Here is a 19,284-nt window from a genome sequence, read left to right as displayed (position 1 = left end):
ATGAGGAGGTGCAGGCCGCTAACGAGGAACTGCAGGCTAACAACGAGGAGCTCGAAGCGACCAACGAAGAGCTACAGGCCACGAACGAAGAGTTGATCAGCGTAAACGAAGAAAGCATGCGCAAATCAGCCGAACTGTCTGCAATTAACAACGAGCTCGAAAGCGTCTACAACACACTGGATTTTCCCATTCTTGTGTTTGATACCGACCGGCGACTTAATCGCACCAATGAGGCGGCAAACCGCCGTTATCATCTTAATACCGGCTCTTTCGGTTTGCCCATGAATGCGCTGAATCTGCCCGACTATTTTGAAGACATTGAGCAGCGTCTCAGCGGTACGCTGCGTACCGGTAACAAAGCCAATATCATTATCAAACCGTCAATGCGGGAAACCTATAATGTCTTCGTAACGGCGATTTTTAACAACCGGGATCGCATTACCGGCGCCATTCTGGTCATTATTGATAACTCTGAACTGGTGCTGGCGCATGAACGCATAGAGAAAAGCCAGGAGCAGTTGTTATCTATTATGAATAACTCGCTGGCGATTATTGCCCTGAAAGACAATGCCGGGCGGTATGAATTTGTAAACGCGCGGTTTGAAGAGCGCTTCGGTGTGACAGCGAGAGATATTATTGGCCGCACCGACCTGCAGGTTTTCTCGCGCGATATCGCGACGCTGTTCCGCGAGCGCGATCTGGATACCATGCGCTCGCTGGCACCGATGAAAAGTACTGATGAGCTCGATATTGACGGTAATCCGGTGACGCTGGAAAGTGTCCGTTTTCCCATTTTTGATGCCGAAGGCACCATCAAGTCGGTGTGTACGCAAGCGACGGATATCACGCGTCCGCGTCATGAAAATGAACAGTTGCGACTGGCAGGCAAAATCGTTGAACAGGCCAGTGAAGGGCTGATTATCACTGACAGTGACTTTATGATCCGGCGGGTGAATGGCCGCGTGCATGACATGCTACAGCTGCCAGCCGATACACTGACCGGGCAGCCGATTTCAGAGTTGGGCCTGCATCCCGCTACCACTGACACGTTAGATAGCCTCAGGGACCTGCTTAAGCGCGATGGTGCATGGCAGGGAGAAATGATCGTCAATGTCGGTCAGAATGCGTCTTCCCTGCGGCTGTGGGCGACAATAGATTCCGTTCACAGCGACCAGCAGTCCGGTCAGGAATTTGTGTTTGCCTTAAACGATGTAACCGACATTGAACACGTGCAGCAGCGTATTGCCTTTCTCGCCTCCCATGATGGCCTGACCCGACTGCCTAACAGGACCGAACTGCTTAACCGGCTGGCGCTGATGACCGGGTATGCCAGACATGCGGGCTCCGTATGCGCCGTACTGCACCTGGATATCGACCAGTTTAAAACGCTGAATGATGCCTATGGCACAACGGTGGGCGATGTGCTGCTAAAACAATTTGCCGTGCGTCTGGAAGGCGCACTGCATGAGACAGAATTGCTGGCGCGGGTTGACGACGATGCCTTTGTCGCACTGCTTGCCGTGCCTGAGTTGTCCGCACTGGATAACAGAATACGTGCAGTGCTGGAGACGCTCCACGCCCCCTTCAGTGTCAGTGGGCAAAACCTCACCCTGTCAGTCAGTGGCGGTGTCAGCGTATATCCGTTTGATGGGGACACCAGCAGTGAACTGCTCAAACACGCCGAAGCCGCATTACTGATGGGCAAAGAGCACGCCCCGGGGCAGATACAGTACTACACTGAAGATATGCGTAAGGACAATGCGAGCAAACAACAGGCTGCCGATACGTTGTCGCGAGCGCTTAGCGATGAGGCGTTTGATATTCGCTTTCTGCCAGTGATGGACCTGGCCAGCGGCGGCATCATTAGTGCGTCAGCGTCGCTTAGCTATCACGATAAAGCCATTGAGACTGAGCTCGTTCGCCAGCTTGCCGATGCTGCCGAAAACAGTACGCTCATTGCCTCACTGGATCTGCTCAAGCTGGAGCTGGTGCTCAATGCCCTGCGTGGCTGGCAGCAACAGGGGCTGAGTGTGCCACGGATCATGCTGACAATGTCAGACCGGCAGTGGCGCAAGGTCGACTTTGTGCACAAAGTCAGTGAACTGCTGAAGCAATACGGGATCCGCGGTGAAAAGCTGATGTTCGGGATCAGCGATACCTGCCTCGGTGAGCTGGATGTTGCGACCAGCGAAGTGATGTCGTCAATTCATAAACTGGGGATCCGGCTCAGTGTCAGCGAATTCGGTAAAACCGCACTGGCCTTACCCGGGTTGTTGAATCCTGCCATTGGCGAGCTTCGTCTGTCAGCTGACATGGCGACCTCGTCAGACCATAAAGATGCGGCGTCAGTGCGCTATATCACGGCGTTACTGAGCTTTGGGCGCGCAATGGGACTCCCGGTGGTGATACAGCAGGTGGATACCGCCGCGCAACTCGATATGGTAAAGCAATGTGGTGGCGAACTGGTGCAGGGTGAGCAGATTACCGTGTTACTGGATACCGCGGAGTTTGCCGCCGCGATGAAACAGCAGGCATGAGCATGGACAACAACGTGTCAGACGACAGCCTGGAAGCGCTGATCCAAAACTGCGAAAACGAAGCGTTGCATCTGACCGGGCACATCCAGCCCATTGGCTACATGCTGGTGGCCGAAGCAGAAACCCTGACCATTGTTGCGGTCAGTCAGAATATTGCCTCGCTGCTGGATATGAGTGTGGACAGTTTGCTGGGATCCAGCCTGTCGATGCTGCCGGGCCTGCCCGACCGTGTACTGTTTACTGTTGGCGTTGCGCCGGGTTCCCGGCAGCATGAGTGGTATCGCACGATGCATGGTCAACAGGTACACATAAGAAGCATCCGCTCTGCCAGTCACCTGGTCATTGAAATTGAACCTGTGCGCAGCGAGCAGCCAGCGGTGGTCGATTTAGCATCCCAGATTGTACTGCAGCCTGAAGAAGGCGAGCCCTGGCAGGATGATGACTACTGGCAGCGTTTGCTGAATGGATTGCTTGATACGCTGCCTTTCGAACGGGCGGTGCTTTACCGCTTTGCTGAAGATTTCAGTGGCGAAGTGGTAGCGGAGGCGGCACTGGACGGCTCGCAGAAATACTTTGGACTGAAATTTCCGGCGTCTGATATTCCTGAAATAGCCCGCAAAATGTATTTCGAAAATCCCTCAAGGCTGATTGCCGATGTCAATGGATCACCGGTGCCACTGGTCAGCCATGAGGATGAGCCTGCCGATCTCAGCTGGTCTGATTTACGCAGCGTGTCACCGGTTCACATTCGTTATCTGAATAACATGGGCGTAGTCACGTCCTACTCGATACCGCTGATCATCGCCGGCCGCTTATGGGGGCTGGTGTCATTCCATCACAGCGAGGCACTGCTGCCCGATGCCAGGGACCGTTACGATGCAGAACAACTGGTGAAGCGCTTTTGCGGTATTTATGCCACGTTTTTGTCCAAGCGGAAGCTATCCATGCTGCGGTTGTTTGATGACAGAATGGCAGGGATCCTGTCCCAGATGACCCTGTTCGATGACGCTGCGGCGGCGAACCGCTTTTTTCTGAACGAACTGATGATGTGGTTCGACGCGAGTGCAACCGCGCTGGTCGTTAACGACACCTGGTATCTCAGTGAACATGCGGGGCCGATGCTTAACGACATTCAGAAAATCGACAGCGTATATCGTCGCGATGTATCAGATTTTTTGCTGACAACCCAGAACATCGCAGGCTTGCCAGAGCTTACCACCGTGACTAAACCAGCCTGCCGCGGGATGCTGACTATCCGCGTCAATTACGAACGTCATTCGCCACGACTTTATGTCTTCAGACCCCCCGAGTCACAGGTTACCCACTGGGCAGGTAAGCCTGAGAAAGTGATTGATACAGAGCGTGGCGCACTCTCCCCCCGCAATTCGTTTGCGAAATGGGAGCAGGTGAAAGGCAATGAAAGCCTGCCCTGGCTGTCGTCAGACACGCTGTTTGCGAAAAAAATACGGGTGGGTATGGTGCAACTGGTAAACAATGCTTTTGAAGGCTGGGGCGTAAGCCGCGAGTGATAACACGCCCGGTGCGGTAAATCGTCAGTTAACCGCCGTGATGACATGTTATACTGCGTCGCCGACAGACCGGGGCCGGTAAAGGAGAAGTGGGTAAAGTGTTCGTGTTGCGTATATTGGGTGTTGTACTGGCATTGCTGCTGGTCCTCGCTTTCAGCGTGCTTGAAACCTCGCCCCGGGTCTCGGTTGCCGCCGCTGCGCAGGTTAATCATGCCGATTCTGTGAAACCGCTGATGAAGCAGGTTGAAATGGCTATGACAGATCGCCGCAGCAGTCACCGGATCCACGTATCTGAGCACCAGTTTGACAGTATCGTCGGCATGGTGCAGCGGGGTATCCCTTCATTCAACGGCACAATGGATGTTGCTGATGGCAAAGCCGGGATGACGTTTACCCAGGCGCTCGCCGGTGACGCAGTGTTCCTGAATATCTCATTAACCGTATTGCCGGCCGACCGGCTTCAGATTGAACACGTCAGTATTGGCGATCTGGTCATTCCCGGCGACTGGTTTCTGGCACTGGCAGAATATGCCGTAAATTACTGGACTAAGAGTGATGTTGCGACCCAGGCACAGAGTCGCGTACAGCGGGTTACCCTGGATAATCAGGGGGTGAGCGTCTATCTGGCGCCACTCGATCAGCTACTCAGCCAGCTTAATACGCTCAGCTTCAGTTTGTCCGGCGAGCAAAATACAGAGCTGCAGTCACTAACGGCGTACTATCTGCGGTATATATCTGGCCGTGAGCTGGCATTATACGCCGAGCCTCAGCCGCTACGGCTGTACATGCGGGAAGGCTTTTTACGCGCCCGCGAACGCAGTCAGGAGAGTGATCCGGTGTTACACAATAAAGCGACAATACTGGCGTTGGCGGTGTTTGTCGGACACCATCGCCTGGCCAACCTGATTGGTGACATTCAGCCTGATCCCAAGCGGGCATTAAAGCCTCGTCAGCCCGCCTTGCTGCGTGGACGTGAAGATCTTGCCCGTCACTTTATTATCTCTGCTGCACTGAAGTTGTTGTCAGAAGAAGGCGTGTCACTGGCCATCGGTGAATTTAAGGAACTGATGGACAGAGCAAAAGGCGGCAGCGGATACAGCTTTGTTGATCTGGCAGCAGATATGGCGGGGGTGGCCTTTGCTGATGTTGCTACCTCGCCTGAGCGTGCACTGGCTCTGCAACACGCCGTGATCCGGGCGGGTGATGAGGGGGTGTTTATGCCTGATATTAGCGGACTGCCGGAAGGGCTGAGTAAGCAGGCGTTTGAACAGGCTTACGGTGGTGTGGACAGTCCGGCGTATCTGGAACAGGTGGCGATTATTCGTGAGCGACTTGCAGCGATACCCCTGTACCAGACAGCAACGCCGTAATTTTTGTGGTGCGGCGATGTCGTTAGCCGTTTTTCAGTGTCGCCTGAAATTGTGCCAGGGTTGTGAGCGCCAGCTCAATTTTTTTCACCAGAGCTGGTAATGCGGCGCGTGCGGCGTCCTCATCAAGCGCTTTTAATGCCTGCCAGTCGCGCGCAATTTCCTCAACATACGGGCCAAAGCGTTTGGACTGGGTCTCAAAGCCACTGTCGCTGGCAAAGACGGCGCTGAACTTCCCTTGCTGTGCCTGTTGAAGTCGGTCGAGTGCAGCATCCGCATCCAGTGATTTGCGGTGAAGGGTTTGTAGCGTGTCCTGCAACTGGCGATGAATTTCTTGCATGGGCCCTCAAAAAAAAGTGAAAAAAAGATTAAAGAAAGACTTCAGATGGTCGATAGCCTGTGAGAAGGGGGTAATTCTGCCCGCTTTTTATCTTAGCTACAAGCAACTAAGGAAACTGGTATGGATCTACAAGGTGCAAACACCTCTGGAACGTCCGGTGCGTCGCTTGAGTTGGCCTCTCTTAAAATGGCTAAAAACCAGCAACAACAAGAGGGACAAGCAACGCTTCAGCTGCTGGAATCAGCCGCTGACGTACCAAAAACATCATCTGCAAATCCTGCGTTAGGCGCCAACATTGATACCTTCGCATGATTCAGGGATGAAGTCGTAAATCGACCGGCGTTTTGCCAGGCTGGCCACCAATCTCTCTTACGAGTTTGGGAACCAGGTACCCTGGCAGGCGCTTTATTACCCCCGCCATTATCTGTCTTGCCGCGTCATCACTGACCGCAAAATGCGACGCTCCCTGAACTTTGTCCAATACATGCAGGTAGTACGGCATAACACCCGCATCAAAAAGCGCATCACTGAGTGCCACCTGTGCATCTGCACTGGCATTAATACCATTGAGCAATACCGCCTGATTTAACAGCGTCACCCCGGCAGAGCGCAGCACGCTGAGGCGCGCCTTCAGTGACGGGCTGACCTCGTTAGCATGATTGATATGCAGCACCATTACCGGTGACAGGCGGCTGCCGGTAAACCAGTCGGTAAAGGCATTATCCAGCCGTTCAGGCAGTACCACAGGCAGACGGGTATGAATGCGCAGACGACGGATATGGGGGATGGCCGCGACCTCGCTTACCAGCCAGGCAAGAAAATCATCTTTGGCCATCAGCGGGTCGCCGCCGGACAAAATGACTTCATCTACCTCTGGCGTGGCGCTCAGGTAAGCAACAATGTCCTCAAACTGTCGACGGTTCATGCTGTTGTCGGCATACGGGAAATGGCGCCGGAAACAGTACCGGCAGTTGACTGCGCAACCGCCACGGACAATCACCAGCACGCGGCTCTGGTACTTGTGCAGTAAGCCGGGCAGACGGGTGTCGTGTTCATCAAGCGGATCAGTGCTGTAACCCGGTGCCGCATGAAACTCCTGCTTGCGGGGCAATACCTGCTGCAGCAATGGATCGTCAGGATTGCCTTTTTCCATCAGTGCTGCAAAGTGACGCGGCACCCGCATGGGAAACAGCGTACGTGCATGGGCGTCTTCCACAAAGCCTGCCGGATCAATCTGCAGGTACTCCAGCAGCGCGATGGGATCGGTAAAGCTCATCGCTAATTCTTTTTGCCAGTTATGCTCTACAGAAATCGCTTTTTTAGGTATCATTTGCCCCACAAACTATCAACCTTATGTGTTACCAGAGGAAATATGGCGAATTACAGCACTAACGAGTTCAAAGGCGGCCTGAAAATCATGCTCGATGGCGAGCCTTGCTCAATCCTTGAAAATGAATACGTTAAGCCAGGTAAAGGCCAGGCATTTAACCGTGTAAAAATCCGTAAACTGATTTCAGGCAAGGTATTAGAAAAAACCTTCCGCTCTGGTGAAACCGTTGAAAGTGCGGATGTCATGGACACAGAACTTGCCTATCTGTATACCGACGGCGAATTCTACCACTTTATGAATAATGAAACATTCGAACAAATCGCGGCTGACGAAAAAGCGGTAGGTGAGAATAAAAAGTGGCTGGTAGAAAACGACGTGTGCACCATCACGCTGTGGAACGGATCACCGATTTCTGTGACACCGCCTAACTTCGTTGAGCTGGAAATCACTGAAACCGATCCAGGCCTGAAAGGCGATACCGCTGGCACCGGTGGTAAACCGGCGACACTGAGTACTGGTGCGGTAGTGCGTGTGCCACTGTTTGTACAAACCGGTGAAGTCATTAAAGTAGACACGCGTTCGGGTGAGTACGTATCACGCGCGCAAAAATAAGCGTCTCACACGCCGTCCTACCGGGCGGCGTGTTGTCTGCGTTTTCCTTCCCTGCATGAAATGACGCTGTGAATACATCACGCTGGTCCCCGACTACCACTCATGATGCCCGGGTTGCACGTGCAGCGCTGCTGCGTGACATTCGTGCCTTTTTCGATGCGCGTGGGGTGCTGGAGGTCGATACGCCGCTGCTAAGTGGGGCGACCGTGACCGATGTTTACCTTGATCCGTTCGAGACCGTGTTCCGGTTTGATGAAAGCGGAAAACCGAAGCCATTTTATCTGCAAACGTCCCCAGAATATGCCATGAAACGCCTGTTATGCGCCGGCAGTGGCCCTATTTATCAGCTTTGCAAGGCGTTTCGGCACGAAGGCTACGGGCGCTGGCATAACCCTGAATTTACCATGCTGGAGTGGTATCGCCCGGGCTTTGACCATCGCGACCTGATGAACGAAATTGATGCATTGCTGCAGGCGGTCATCGATGCGCCAGCGGCACGCTATCAAAGTTACCAGCAGGCGTTTAGCGAGCACGTCGGCATCGATCCGCTTAGCGCTGATCGTGAGCAAAAGGTGCAGGCTCTCATCACCCACAACATCAATATTGATAACGTCTCGTCACTGACAGACGATGACATCCTGCAATTGCTGTTCAGTCTGGTTGTTGAACCGGCGATTGGCCAGCACGCTCCGTGTTTTATCTATGGTTTTCCTGCGTCGCAGGCGGCACTGGCGCGGCTGAATCAGGACGATCCGCGCACCGCCGACCGGTTTGAGCTTTACTACCGCGGCGCAGAGCTGGCCAACGGCTTTTATGAGCTCAGTGACGCGCAGGAGCAACGCCGTCGTTTTGAACAGGATAACGCCGCGCGACGCGATGCAGGATTACCCGAACGTGCGCCAGATGAGCATCTGCTGGCGGCGCTGACGCAGGGGATGCCGGACTGTGCCGGTGTTGCGATGGGGGTCGATCGCCTGCTGATGATTAAAACTGGTGCCCGTCATATTCGTGATGTGATTAACTTCCCGGTTAACCGCGCCTGATCCGCCGTTTCTGGCAGATAAGCAAAAAAATACGTCAAATCACCGTTGACTCCGTCTGCGTAATGTAGAAAATGTTATAACATCACATTAAAGCAAACGAGAGACACACAATGAACAAGCAATCTGTGCTCGCTGCCTGTATTGCCACCGCACTGTCAGGTACGGCAATGGCAACAACCATCAGTGGGAAGGTGACCAATCAGGCCGGTCAGCCCGTAGCCGGTGCCCAGGTAAAAATTGAAGGGGCACAAAAGTCGGTATTCACCGATGAAAAGGGGATGTACCGCTTTGAGAATGTGACGAAGAAACACGTGCACCTGCATGTGTACAGTGATCGCTATATTCATGGTGACAACGATCTGGGAGTGGTTGTGGACGACCAACAGGTCGATTTTGTGCTCGCCCCTGCCTCGGTTGAGAATATCATTGTCACCGCAACCGCAATGGAATCGTCGGTGCTTGAGTCAGTGACGCCGGTCTCGGTGTTAAATAAAGAAGCACTGCGTCGGGTGGAAGCGCCGACGCTGGGTGAAACACTGAAAACCACGCCGGGTGTACACAGCACTTACTTTGGTCCGGTTTCGAGCAGTCCGGTGATCCGGGGCAATGACGGTCCGCGGGTGATGATTGTCCAGAACAGTCTGGATGTGTCTGACGTATCGCGTATCGGCCCAGACCACAACGTGACGGGAAATACCTCAAGTGCTACACAGGTTGAGGTATTGCGCGGACCCGCGACACTGCAGTATGGCAGCGGCGCGATTGGTGGCGTGGTTAATATTGTAGACAACCGTATCCCGTCTCAGCTTAGCGATGGACTGGAGGGTGAGGCCGATATCAATTACTCCACGGTCAACAACGGTAAATATGCCCGTGGCGAGCTGAATGGTTCTTCAGGCAATATTGCATGGCACCTGGATGGCTTCTCCCGTAATACCGACAATGCTGACATTCCGGGCTTCGCGTCTGTTGAGCCGGATGACGATGAGCCAAGTGGCGTACTTGAAAACAGTCAGATGGCAACGTCCAGTATTGTAGGCGGACTGTCCTATATTGGTGACAGCGGCTTTGTGGGGCTGTCGGTAGAGCAGCTGGATAACCGCTACGGCGTACCTGGCCACGCTCATGCTCACGGTGAAGAAGAGCACGACGAGCATGACGACCATGATGATCACGCCGATGAGGCCATGGGCGAGGACGGCGTTGCGCTGGATGTAGAAATGACCCGCTATCAGCTTGCTGGTGAGTGGCTGTCGCCGTTTGACGGCATTTCCCGTGTGAAGTTTGGAGCGGCTTACACGGATTACCAGCACGTTGAGATTGAGGACGGGCAGCGTGGTACGCAGTTTAAAAACAAATCGACAAACGTCAGAGTGACGGCCTATCACGAAGACATCAATGACTGGCATGGCGTGATTGGTTTTCAGGCCGACAGCAGTGACTATGAGGCGATTGGTGATGAAGCCTACACGCCGCCTACGGAAACCAACCGCTATGCCCTGTTTTTGATTGAGCAGAAGAAAGTCGGTGATCTGCTGTTTGAACTTGGCGGGCGTATTGAACATACCCGCTATGAAACCGCCGATAATGCCTTTGAGTTAACGGTCGCGCATGATGAAGAACACGACGAGCATGACGAATATGAAGCGCATGACGACGCGGATGTGCATGATGAGCACCTGTTCAGTTTCGATGATTACACCTTCACCACGGCCTCATTTTCTGCCGGTATGAACTGGGAATATGGTGACGGTCAGTCAGTTGCTCTTACGCTGTCGCGCAGCGAGCGTGCCCCGAGCCAGCAGGAGCTGTTTGCGGCGGGTCAGCATCTTGCCACCCGCACCTTTGAAGTTGGACTGGTCTATGACCTGAATGACGAAGGTGAAGTCGGCGACGTGCTTCGTCGGGCGGAAAAGGAAGTCAGCAACAATATCGACCTGACATTCCGCAAATTTAAAGGCGACTGGGGTTACACCGTGTCACTTTTCTACAACCAGGCCGATGATTACATCTACCATGTTGCAACCGGACTCACCTCCGTGTCAGAACATGAAGAGCACGACGAGCATGAAGAGCCCGTGGAAGCGGTGCATGATGAACATGAACTGGATGCGCATGATGATCACAGCGAAGAAGGTTTGCCCGTGTTCGCATTCCGTCAGAATGACGCCGATATCTGGGGTATGGAAGCCGAGGCGTACTATGACCTTAGTGTTAACTGGCGTCTGACCCTGTTTGGCGATGTGATCAAGGCTGAGCTGGATGACCAGGATTTACCGCGTATTCCGCCTCTGCGCCTGGGCTCTACGCTCAGTTACCAGAGTGACAGCTGGTCGGGTGATGTCGGTATCACCTGGTATGATGACCAGACCGATGCGGCGCCGTTTGAAACAGCGACAGACGGGTATACTTTGCTGGATGCCAGCCTGCAGTATGAGCTGACCCGCGGTAATGTTGACTGGATTGTTTATGCCCGCGGTAACAACCTGACCGATGAGGAGGCGCGGGTTCACACGTCATTCCTCAAAGATCAGGCACCGTTGCCGGGACGCAACCTGACCATTGGCGTACGCGCCCTGTTTTAAGTGTGCCCTGCCAGTATGGTGCGCCCTGTTTGCGTGTCATACTGGCTTTTTTCTTTGTATCACCGACCGTCCTCAGCCTTTCGGGGGCTTGGCTTCCCGCGCCGTCAGCGATAGACTGCTACGCATCTTGTTTGTTATTGTCCGGTATGGGGAGCGCATGCATTCTGACGTTCTGAATCACTGGTTTGAGCAGGTCACCACGCCTGATCTTGTGCTCGGTTACGGTAGCCTGATGAGTGCCGACAGCCGTCAGCGCTACTCAGCCATCCATGTGCCCGGTTTGCCCGTGCATGTCAGTGGTTTTTACCGGGCCTGGGTTACCCGCAGTGTCAGTGAGCGTCAGACCTATGTCGGCGCATTGCCAGAGGTCTCTGCCCGCCTCAATGCACAGCTTATTCCTACCGTTATCGATCCGTCACTGCAGGACAGAGAGAAAGATTACCGCTTTGTGCAGGTATCGCCTGACAAACTGACCAGTTCGCTCACCCGCGAACAGCACGATACCCTGGTTAACTGGCTGGATGAGAAAACAGTATGGATTTGTCAAACGCTGGATGACCAGCCTGCCGATGACACACACCCGGTCAGTCAGACTTATATCGATACGTGTTTGTCCGGTTGTCTTGAGCATGGTGGCATTAATGAAGCGCGTCAGTTTATTGAAACCACGCGTGGCTGGTCTCACCCACGGATTAACGACCGGGTGACGCCGAGGTATCCGAGAGCCGCAAGGGTTTGTCCGTCCCTGTACGAACGGATAGATGCCCTGTTGGAGGCACATGAAAAAGCCGATTGACACCACCAGACTGCGACTGAGGCCACTGACTGACGACGATGCAGAATGGATTTATACCTTGAATCACGATCCGCTCTGGCTGCGCTTTATTGGCAGTCGGGGGGTGGCCACCCGTGACGACGCTCTGACCTACATCGGGCGTATACAGGCGCAGCTTGACGAGTGGGGATATGGATTACTGGCCGTTACCGATAAACACAGCGGACAACCCTACGGCATGTGTGGCCTGATAAAACGGCCGACCATGGAGCCGCCGGATTTGGGGTTCGCCCTGTTAGCGGAGGCGCGAGGAGCAGGGATCGCTAAAGAAGCGGCGGGTGCGGTGCTGGCCTGGGCAACCGAAACTGGTCGATTCGACCGGGTCACAGCATCAGCGCATGCTGAAAACCATCGCTCTATCGCTTTGCTGAAGATGCTGGGTTTTGAGCTGATTGGAAAGATGTTCAGCCGGGATGTACCGGAGCAGCGGTTTTTCTTTTACCGCTGCCCCCGGTAACTTACTCTTTTACGCCGCCCATTTGTCTGGCCGCGTCCGACAGCGGCTTCATACCCCGGGCGATGTCATCGTCGGCCTTACCTGACATGCGTTCGGTGACAGGCGCTGGTTTGCCGAAGTAGAACCCCTGCAGGTAGTCGGCTTCCATTTCCCGTAGTGTTTGTGCCTCAGATTCGGTTTCAATGCCTTCCGCGATAACCCGGCTGCGATTGTCATGTGCAATCTGAATAAGATGCTTGACGATATTCTGTTTATAGGGACTGGTGTCGATGTCCCTGATCAGCTCCATATCAATTTTCACGTAATCAGGGCGCAGTTGTTCCAGCAAATTCAGTCCGGACCAGCCCGAGCCGACATCGTCAAGTGCAATACCAAAGCCGCTGTTTCGGTAGAATGTCAGGATCCCTTTCAGGTGGTTGATGTCTGACGCCCGATGGGTTTCTGTCAGTTCGAATACGATGTCCTGTGGACGCATACCAATTTCAGCAATAGCAGAGGCGGTCGACCGCAGACAATAGGACGGGTCATAAATACTCGACGGGTTGAAATTAATAAATACCTTGCCTTTGAGTCGTCCCCGCGCGGCGTGTTCCACCGCCGAGCGACGGGCAACCAGATCCAGTGAGTAGAGCAGGTCGCTTTGCTCTGCGAGGGGAAACACCAGGTTCGGTGGCATAATATTGTCGCTCTCGTCATACAGACGAAACAGCGCCTCATGCGCAAATATATTCAGATTATCAGCGGTAGAATTTGCATGCACAATGGGCTGGAACCAGCTCTGAAAGGCATCGTTTTCAATGGCTGTGACCAGCCAGCGCGCCTGAAAACGGCGAATCATGGTCTCAGCGGTCGTAATATTACCAATACTCTGAATGTCTGGCTGATCCGGTGTGCTGGTTGTGGTGATCTTGGTTTTGCCAAACTCAGGACCATCAAGACAACCGTTTAGCCGGGTCAGAAACTGACTGATGTCCCTATCCTGAACGGTAATGCGTATCGCATGACTGGACGCCTGATATGCCTCAAGGCCGTATTCACCACACATCACCGCAAGCTTCCCAAAAGCCTCTACAGTGGGAACAAAAATCCAGAAATACGTTGTTTCGAAGAAATAGTCTTCTATCGTTTCACAATCTACACACCACATAACTCTCACCACACGTTAGTACACCGCGTTTTGAATACGCGGTGTACTCCCATGTGGTTCAACTGGCGGACGATCAGAGCGGGGGCAGTACCAGTGCTTTTTTGAGAATTATCGGCTCGACCGGCACGTTCGGAGCATTTAGCAACAGCTGATATTCGGTCTCCACTTCTGACATGGCGTCAACCACGTCCTCGCCCTCGACAATCATACCGAACACCGCGTAGCCCCAGTCTCTGCCGGGATCAAGGTTAGTGTTGTCGTTGACATTGAAAAAGAACTGGCGGTTTGCGGTATGCGGGTCGTTTTGGCGTGCCATCGCAATGGTGTGCAGGCTGTTTTTCATGCCATTTCCCGACTCATTGAAGATATCGCCAAAATCGACTTTTTCATCAAACTCGGGCGTATAACCGCCGCCCTGCACGACAAAACCAGGTACAACGCGGTGAAAAATGGTGTTGTTATAGCTGCCTTTATCGACGTAATTGAGAAAATTATTGGCGGTGATAGGGGCGCGACGGCGATCCAGTTCCACCACGATATCGCCCATGGTGGTTTCAAGCTTCACTCGCGGATAATAATTGTCCGGCTGTATTTGTGAGCCATCGTCTTTTTTCTTGGCCAGTGCACTGGCTGGCGTCATCAGAACTAACAGTAACGTCAGAAGAATAGCACGTAACATCGTTCACTCCGTTATCGTTTGGCTGCCACTAAGATAACGAACTTCCTCTGGCTTGCAAGCAGTTTTACCCCGCCAAACAGGCGCTTGAGTTTCTGATGGTAGTCCAGATGGCGGTTGCCAACCACAACCAGATGTCCCCCTTTTGTGAGCAGCTCGCGGGACTCTTTGAACATTTGCCAGGCGATATGGTCGGTGATGGTATTTTGCTGGTGGAAAGGCGGGTTACACAAAATACGGCTGATGCCGGGGCGCTGGGGCAGGTTAATCAGCGTTTCCAGGCAATTGCTGACATGAAAGTGACACTGAGTGAGTTTCTCCGGCATATTTAACGCGACATTGTCACGGGCACTGGCAAGCGCCATGTATGACTCGTCGACAAAGTGAACCGTACTGCCGGGCGCCTGATGCAGCGCGTTCAGTCCCAATACCCCGTTACCACAGCCAAGATCGACAATGCCGTCCTGATCACCTGCCTGCATGTGTTCAAGCATAAAACGCGCGCCAATATCCAGAGATTGCCGGGAAAACACGTTGGCATGGTTTTGCAGGGTGACCGACTTGCCGTCGGGCAGGCGGCATGACCATGTTGTTGGGTACGGCGACTGATGCGTCGGCGCTTGCTGAGGCACTGCAAAAATCAGACGAGACTTCTTCTTGGCCAGTGACGTGCTGGTTTCACCAATGTATTTTTCGAACAGGGCCAGGACGCCGGAGGTGACGCTTTTTACTTTACCCGCAGCGATGATCCGGGTGTCTGGCGTCATCACCTGCGACAGGGCAATTAATTGTTGTTCGAGCAATGCCAAAGTGCGTGGAATTTTTATCATCACCAGAGCAGGAGCGGCCGGCAACGGCGCCAGACTGTCCATGGCAATAACCGGCGCTGACACCTTAAAGCCATCATCAGCAGACGCAATGGCATTGTGCGCCAGGTTGGCGGCAAGTGAGCGATGGGCGATATGTGAGTCGGATATCCAATACGGTTTTTTTTCTGCGAACCAGGTACCCAGCACGCCAAAATCATCGTTGAAAATGATACACTGACCGCCATCGACGGACAGCGTGTCAACGTGTTCTATGAGCAGTTCGTCGGCGCTGTCCCAGGCCTGCAGGCTTTTATGCTGCTGCGCTTCAGGGTAACGGACCAGAGTGAGCTGTTTTGACAGAAATGAAAAACGTGTATTCATGAGTACCGACAAAGGTGTAAGCGTGTATGCAGTTATCAATGTTTGACCAGGTGGCAGACCACGGTTTGCAAAAAACGCAGTTACCATTACCCGATGCCGAAGTCTGGTATTATCCGCGTTGGCTTGCGGCAGAGCAAGCGACTTCCTTTAAGGCCGATTTGATAGCGACGTTGCCATGGCGGCAGGATGATATCACGCTGTTTGGTAAAACCATGAAGATACCGCGTCTGCAGTCGTGGCACGGTGATCCTGACTGTGTGTATGCGTATTCCGGTATGCAGCTTACCCCGGCGGCCTGGACCGCATCGTTGTCGGCGCTCAGGGTGCGCTGTGAAGAGGCCACCGGGCGCCGGTTTAACAGTGTTCTGGCAAACTGGTATCGGGACGGGCAGGACAGCATGAGCCTGCATGCCGATGACGAACCTGAGCTGGGCATACGACCTGTGATTGCCTCAGTCACGCTGGGTGAGGAAAGGCCGTTTATCTTTCGTCATAAAAAGACCAAAGCGCGTTTCACGCTGCGGCTTGCACATGGCAGCCTGTTGGTTATGGCCGGTGACACGCAAACAAATTATCTGCACGGGATGGCGAAAACACGCAAACCTGTTGCCGACCGGATTAATCTGACATTCCGCTATTTACTTCGCTGAGGGCTGGCACATGAATGATGTTAAAGCATTTATTGAATCACAACTGACCGGGGAGCTGGCTCCGGTGTATCTGCTGGTGGAAGACGAGAGTCATATGCACAATGTGGCACCCGGCGCGCAGTCACATTTTAAAGTGACTGTGGTCTCCGCTGCATTTGAAGGACAACGCCTGATAGCCCGGCATCGCCAGGTTAACGGCCTGTTGAGTGAGGCGCTCGCCGGTCCGGTGCATGCGCTGGCATTGCATACTTTCACGCCGGACGAGTGGCAGGCACGAGGTGGAGAAGTCAGTGCCTCGCCAGCGTGCCTGGGCGGCAGTAAATTTGATAATAAGCCGTAATGTCATACCGCAGTGACAGCGCACGGTTATCTGCACTGCTTCGTGCAGATCCCTTTCGGATGCGCTGTCTGCGCGCGGTCCGGGCGCTTAAGCTGAATGATGCATTTATCGCTGCTGGTTTCGTCAGAAACGCCATCTGGGATGCCTGTCATGGCTATGATGAGCCCACCCCGCTGAACGACATTGATGTCGTGTATTTTGACCGGCGTGACTGCTCAGAAGCGCGCGATGCCGCGCTCACCGAACAGTTACAGTCGCAGGTGCCGGACGTGGTATGGGAAGTGAAAAATCAGGCGAGAATGCACGCTAAGCACAATCACTCACCCTATACCAACACGACTGAAGCGCTTCGCCACTGGGTAGAAATACCCACCTGTGTTGGTGTACGGCTGGAGGAGGATGACAGTCTGACAGTGACCGCGCCATTCGGCCTTGCGCATAATTTCTCGCTTAATGTCGCAATTAATCCGGATTTCCCCCGGCCATACGTCTTTCGCCAGCGCATTGCCAGTAAACAGTGGCTGCTGCGCTGGCCGCGTCTGAGAGTCTGTGACTAGAACTGGTATATCAGCGCGACAAAGCCGTTTACGACAGTGTCATTATCCACAATAGGACTGTCTTTAATGTCATCGGCAAGTGCAGTCAGTCCGGCATTAGCCAGAACCATCCAACGGTCACCGAAACGATAGAAGCCGTTTAATGTCAGGCCGGCCTGGGTCTGTGAACCGACCGACCAGGCACTGAACGCAGAGCGTGCCGCTTCGGTGTCAGATACCCCGAAATAATAGTCTGCGTAGCGGGCACTCAGGTATTCCGCCTGCACGCCCCCCTGTATTTGCCATTGTCCGCGCGGTCCGGTGAGCAGGGGACGCTGCCACTGCAGCGTGAGGCGCTGACCGTCGTGTTGGCCGATGGCCTGGGTATGCAAACCAGCGCTGAGCATACCGCCAAACAACGGGTGACGCAGGTTCACACCGGCCATCAGACTGTTCCGGCGATCGCGTATACCCGCTAGGACCGGATCGTTATCGACATCCAGCTCGTTGGGAGCCAGCGAGAGGTTGAGGCTGAGTGCGGGGCCGCGACCGCGGCTGGAGCCCAGCAGGAAATAATCCAGGCTTGGGCCCTGCCAGACCAGCCGTTCACCACGGTAGGCAACAAAAGGAAATACTGATGGCGAATCGCTGCCCGCAATATAGGGTGCCGACTGGGAGAGAGCCAGAATGCCTGCAGACCAGGGAGAACCAGAGCTGGGGCGTGTCTGGGCGGACGCCGTAAAACACAGCAGAAAACTCATACTTAGAATAACAATGCGCATTAACGTAAGCCTGACTAAACTGAACAAATGAGGTATACGATACGGTAAATTACTGACGCGACAGATGAAAGGTTTGTCATGGTGTTTGCTTAATTGTAACCAGGTGTGTCGTCATGACGGTGACGTTTGACAGCGGGAATGGTCTCTGGCTATATGGCAGCCTACTCAATCGTCAGACGTGGTATTGATGACACGCCGAACTGACCGGGGCATGGAAGTGAAATGACAGCACACAAAGGAAAGCGCGCTGGCCGTCACCTGACAGGGTATCTGCTTGCCGTACTGCTTGGTTGCTTCACACCGTCATTACTGGCCGAGCAGGTGCTGCGCAGCTCGGTATCGCCAGAGTTTGTTGATGGCCTGCATGCCAAATACCTCCGCTACATTGCGCAGCAGCTGAAACTGCCTTTAGATATCTATCCGATGCCATTTGCCCGGCGCATTGATGCGCTTAAAGAAGGGCAGATTGATTTGATGGTCGGACTTAAGCGTGCTTATCCCGAACAGGGCTTTGTCTACATAGAGCCAGGTTATGAGACCCTGCGTAACGCCTACTTTGTGCGTGCAAATGAAAAGCACCGGATACAAAGTCGCAGTGACCTCGCAGGACTGGCGATTGGTGTGACTATCGATAACCCGGCCTCACTGATGGAAGTCGGAAGTGCCTACCGGCAGGTGGTCAGCGTCACCAGTCTGGAACAAAAGATTCAGTTGCTGCATATGGGACGCATTGATATTTTTGCCCATTTTCAGAGCAGTTCTGAAATGAAAATTGATGAGCTGGGACTGACAGGGGATATCGTGCCTGCAGATTTTCAGCCAGGTGCCGTGCGTCAGTATTTCGTGGCGCTGAGTACGGTCTCACCCTTATATCAACAGCGTGATGCGATTACCGCCATCATTGCCAGAGCAGTAGAGAACGGTGACTTTGCCCGTATCCGCCTTAAACATGAATCGGTACTGATGGCTTCTCAGTAACCTCTGACCACTTTCAGAAACCAGCCGACAAACACCGAGATCAGTAAACCAAAAAACGATACCGACATGGTAATCACGTGTAACCGACCAGAGAAATCAGCGTGTTCGCCGGTCCTTTCGCTGATTAATACCCCCGAGGCCTGAAAAATAAACAGTGCGGCGACCGATAACAGTATGATGACGGCCGTTGACATCAGGGTTGCCCGCCAGAAGGCTTTCGGGGCAGACCAGTGAATGATGCCAGCAACAAAGACTGACAGCGTAGTGAGCAGATAAGGAACCACAGATGCGCCTCGCAGAATCAGAAAAAACGACCATGGCGGCATTATCTCTGTTAATGGCTGCGAAAG

At 53.6% G+C, this 19,284-nt stretch carries 20 protein-coding genes; 13 read left to right on the top strand and 7 right to left on the bottom strand.

Annotation, left to right across the window (positions count from 1 at the left end):
• The first annotated feature begins 383 nt into the window (after nucleotides 1-383).
• The 3 genes from AB1N33_RS09770 to AB1N33_RS09760 all read left to right on the top strand — a co-directional run bounded on the left by AB1N33_RS09770 (nucleotide 384) and on the right by AB1N33_RS09760 (nucleotide 5,436).
• The gene (locus AB1N33_RS09770) at nucleotides 384-2,537 is read left to right on the top strand and encodes a diguanylate cyclase domain-containing protein (RefSeq protein WP_411271416.1); all 2,154 of its coding nucleotides are present in this window, start codon (nucleotides 384-386) and stop codon (nucleotides 2,535-2,537) included.
• 2 nt (nucleotides 2,538-2,539) lie between these two features.
• Nucleotides 2,540-4,066, top strand: coding sequence for a GAF domain-containing protein (locus AB1N33_RS09765; RefSeq protein WP_411271364.1), 1,527 nt, complete (start codon nucleotides 2,540-2,542; stop codon nucleotides 4,064-4,066).
• Between the two features lie 89 nt (nucleotides 4,067-4,155).
• Complete coding sequence (locus tag AB1N33_RS09760) at nucleotides 4,156-5,436, top strand: hypothetical protein (RefSeq protein WP_411271363.1); 1,281 nt, start codon at nucleotides 4,156-4,158, stop codon at nucleotides 5,434-5,436.
• A gap of 22 nt (nucleotides 5,437-5,458) precedes the next feature.
• Here AB1N33_RS09760 and AB1N33_RS09755 read toward each other — a convergent pair whose 3' ends face one another.
• A complete protein-coding gene (locus AB1N33_RS09755) occupies nucleotides 5,459-5,773 on the bottom strand; it encodes a hypothetical protein (RefSeq protein WP_411271362.1) in 315 nt (104 codons plus the stop codon).
• Between the two features lie 120 nt (nucleotides 5,774-5,893).
• Between AB1N33_RS09755 and AB1N33_RS09750 the strand changes: the two genes are divergently transcribed.
• Nucleotides 5,894-6,085 (top strand): putative motility protein, encoded by a 192-nt coding sequence (locus AB1N33_RS09750; RefSeq protein WP_411271361.1) that lies wholly within the window; start codon nucleotides 5,894-5,896, stop codon nucleotides 6,083-6,085.
• 1 nt (nucleotide 6,086) lies between these two features.
• On the opposite strand, the gene epmB is transcribed toward AB1N33_RS09750, so the two are convergent.
• A complete protein-coding gene (gene epmB, locus AB1N33_RS09745) occupies nucleotides 6,087-7,112 on the bottom strand; it encodes an EF-P beta-lysylation protein EpmB (RefSeq protein ID WP_411271360.1) in 1,026 nt (341 codons plus the stop codon).
• 33 nt (nucleotides 7,113-7,145) lie between these two features.
• Between epmB and efp the strand changes: the two genes are divergently transcribed.
• The 5 genes from efp (at nucleotide 7,146) to AB1N33_RS09720 (ending at nucleotide 12,635) form a co-directional block, all read left to right on the top strand.
• A complete protein-coding gene (gene efp, locus AB1N33_RS09740) occupies nucleotides 7,146-7,715 on the top strand; it encodes an elongation factor P (protein ID WP_411271359.1) in 570 nt (189 codons plus the stop codon).
• 68 nt (nucleotides 7,716-7,783) lie between these two features.
• Entirely contained in the window at nucleotides 7,784-8,758 is a 975-nt protein-coding gene (epmA, locus tag AB1N33_RS09735; protein WP_411271358.1) for an elongation factor P--(R)-beta-lysine ligase, read from the top strand.
• Between the two features lie 110 nt (nucleotides 8,759-8,868).
• Nucleotides 8,869-11,343, top strand: a complete 2,475-nt coding sequence (locus AB1N33_RS09730; RefSeq protein ID WP_411271357.1) for a TonB-dependent receptor — start codon at nucleotides 8,869-8,871, stop codon at nucleotides 11,341-11,343.
• 157 nt (nucleotides 11,344-11,500) lie between these two features.
• The gene (locus AB1N33_RS09725) at nucleotides 11,501-12,139 is read left to right on the top strand and encodes a gamma-glutamylcyclotransferase (protein ID WP_411271356.1); all 639 of its coding nucleotides are present in this window, start codon (nucleotides 11,501-11,503) and stop codon (nucleotides 12,137-12,139) included.
• On the top strand, nucleotides 12,123-12,635 hold the full coding sequence (locus AB1N33_RS09720) for a GNAT family N-acetyltransferase (protein WP_411271355.1): 513 nt from the start codon (nucleotides 12,123-12,125) through the stop codon (nucleotides 12,633-12,635). Before AB1N33_RS09725 ends, AB1N33_RS09720 begins: the two co-directional genes overlap by 17 nt.
• Before the next feature lies 1 nt (nucleotide 12,636).
• On the opposite strand, the gene AB1N33_RS09715 is transcribed toward AB1N33_RS09720, so the two are convergent.
• The 3 genes from AB1N33_RS09715 to AB1N33_RS09705 all read right to left on the bottom strand — a co-directional run bounded on the left by AB1N33_RS09715 (nucleotide 12,637) and on the right by AB1N33_RS09705 (nucleotide 15,648).
• Complete coding sequence (locus tag AB1N33_RS09715) at nucleotides 12,637-13,782, bottom strand: EAL domain-containing protein (RefSeq protein WP_411271354.1); 1,146 nt, start codon at nucleotides 13,780-13,782, stop codon at nucleotides 12,637-12,639.
• A 73-nt stretch (nucleotides 13,783-13,855) separates the two neighbouring features.
• Nucleotides 13,856-14,461: a peptidylprolyl isomerase gene (locus AB1N33_RS09710; protein WP_411271353.1), complete on the bottom strand. Its 606-nt coding sequence runs from the start codon at nucleotides 14,459-14,461 to the stop codon at nucleotides 13,856-13,858.
• A gap of 11 nt (nucleotides 14,462-14,472) precedes the next feature.
• The gene (locus tag AB1N33_RS09705) at nucleotides 14,473-15,648 is read right to left on the bottom strand and encodes a methyltransferase (protein ID WP_411271352.1); all 1,176 of its coding nucleotides are present in this window, start codon (nucleotides 15,646-15,648) and stop codon (nucleotides 14,473-14,475) included.
• A gap of 26 nt (nucleotides 15,649-15,674) precedes the next feature.
• Here AB1N33_RS09705 and AB1N33_RS09700 point away from each other — a divergent pair, with 26 nt between their 5' ends.
• From AB1N33_RS09700 to AB1N33_RS09690, 3 genes are read left to right on the top strand one after another with little or no spacing between them, the layout of a single operon-like run.
• Nucleotides 15,675-16,298, top strand: coding sequence for an alpha-ketoglutarate-dependent dioxygenase AlkB family protein (locus AB1N33_RS09700; RefSeq protein ID WP_411271351.1), 624 nt, complete (start codon nucleotides 15,675-15,677; stop codon nucleotides 16,296-16,298).
• Nucleotides 16,299-16,308: 10 nt separating this feature from the next.
• Nucleotides 16,309-16,638: a BolA family protein gene (locus AB1N33_RS09695; RefSeq protein ID WP_411271350.1), complete on the top strand. Its 330-nt coding sequence runs from the start codon at nucleotides 16,309-16,311 to the stop codon at nucleotides 16,636-16,638.
• Nucleotides 16,638-17,195: a nucleotidyltransferase family protein gene (locus AB1N33_RS09690; protein WP_411271349.1), complete on the top strand. Its 558-nt coding sequence runs from the start codon at nucleotides 16,638-16,640 to the stop codon at nucleotides 17,193-17,195. Before AB1N33_RS09695 ends, AB1N33_RS09690 begins: the two co-directional genes overlap by 1 nt.
• Here the strand turns inward: AB1N33_RS09690 and AB1N33_RS09685 are convergent.
• A complete protein-coding gene (locus tag AB1N33_RS09685; RefSeq protein WP_411271348.1) occupies nucleotides 17,192-17,956 on the bottom strand; it encodes a MipA/OmpV family protein in 765 nt (254 codons plus the stop codon). The two genes, AB1N33_RS09690 and AB1N33_RS09685, sit on opposite strands and share 4 nt — an antisense overlap.
• Before the next feature lie 222 nt (nucleotides 17,957-18,178).
• On the opposite strand from AB1N33_RS09685, the gene AB1N33_RS09680 reads away from it, so the two are divergent.
• Nucleotides 18,179-18,934, top strand: a complete 756-nt coding sequence (locus AB1N33_RS09680) for a substrate-binding periplasmic protein (RefSeq protein WP_411271347.1) — start codon at nucleotides 18,179-18,181, stop codon at nucleotides 18,932-18,934.
• Here AB1N33_RS09680 and AB1N33_RS09675 read toward each other — a convergent pair.
• Nucleotides 18,928-19,260 (bottom strand): hypothetical protein, encoded by a 333-nt coding sequence (locus tag AB1N33_RS09675; RefSeq protein WP_411271346.1) that lies wholly within the window; start codon nucleotides 19,258-19,260, stop codon nucleotides 18,928-18,930. The two genes, AB1N33_RS09680 and AB1N33_RS09675, sit on opposite strands and share 7 nt — an antisense overlap.
• Nucleotides 19,261-19,284 lie beyond the last annotated feature (24 nt).

Source organism: Alteromonas nitratireducens, assembly GCF_040812025.1.
Taxonomy (GTDB): Bacteria; Pseudomonadota; Gammaproteobacteria; order Enterobacterales; family Alteromonadaceae; genus Alteromonas; species Alteromonas nitratireducens.
This window is presented reverse-complemented; position numbering and strand designations above follow the sequence as displayed.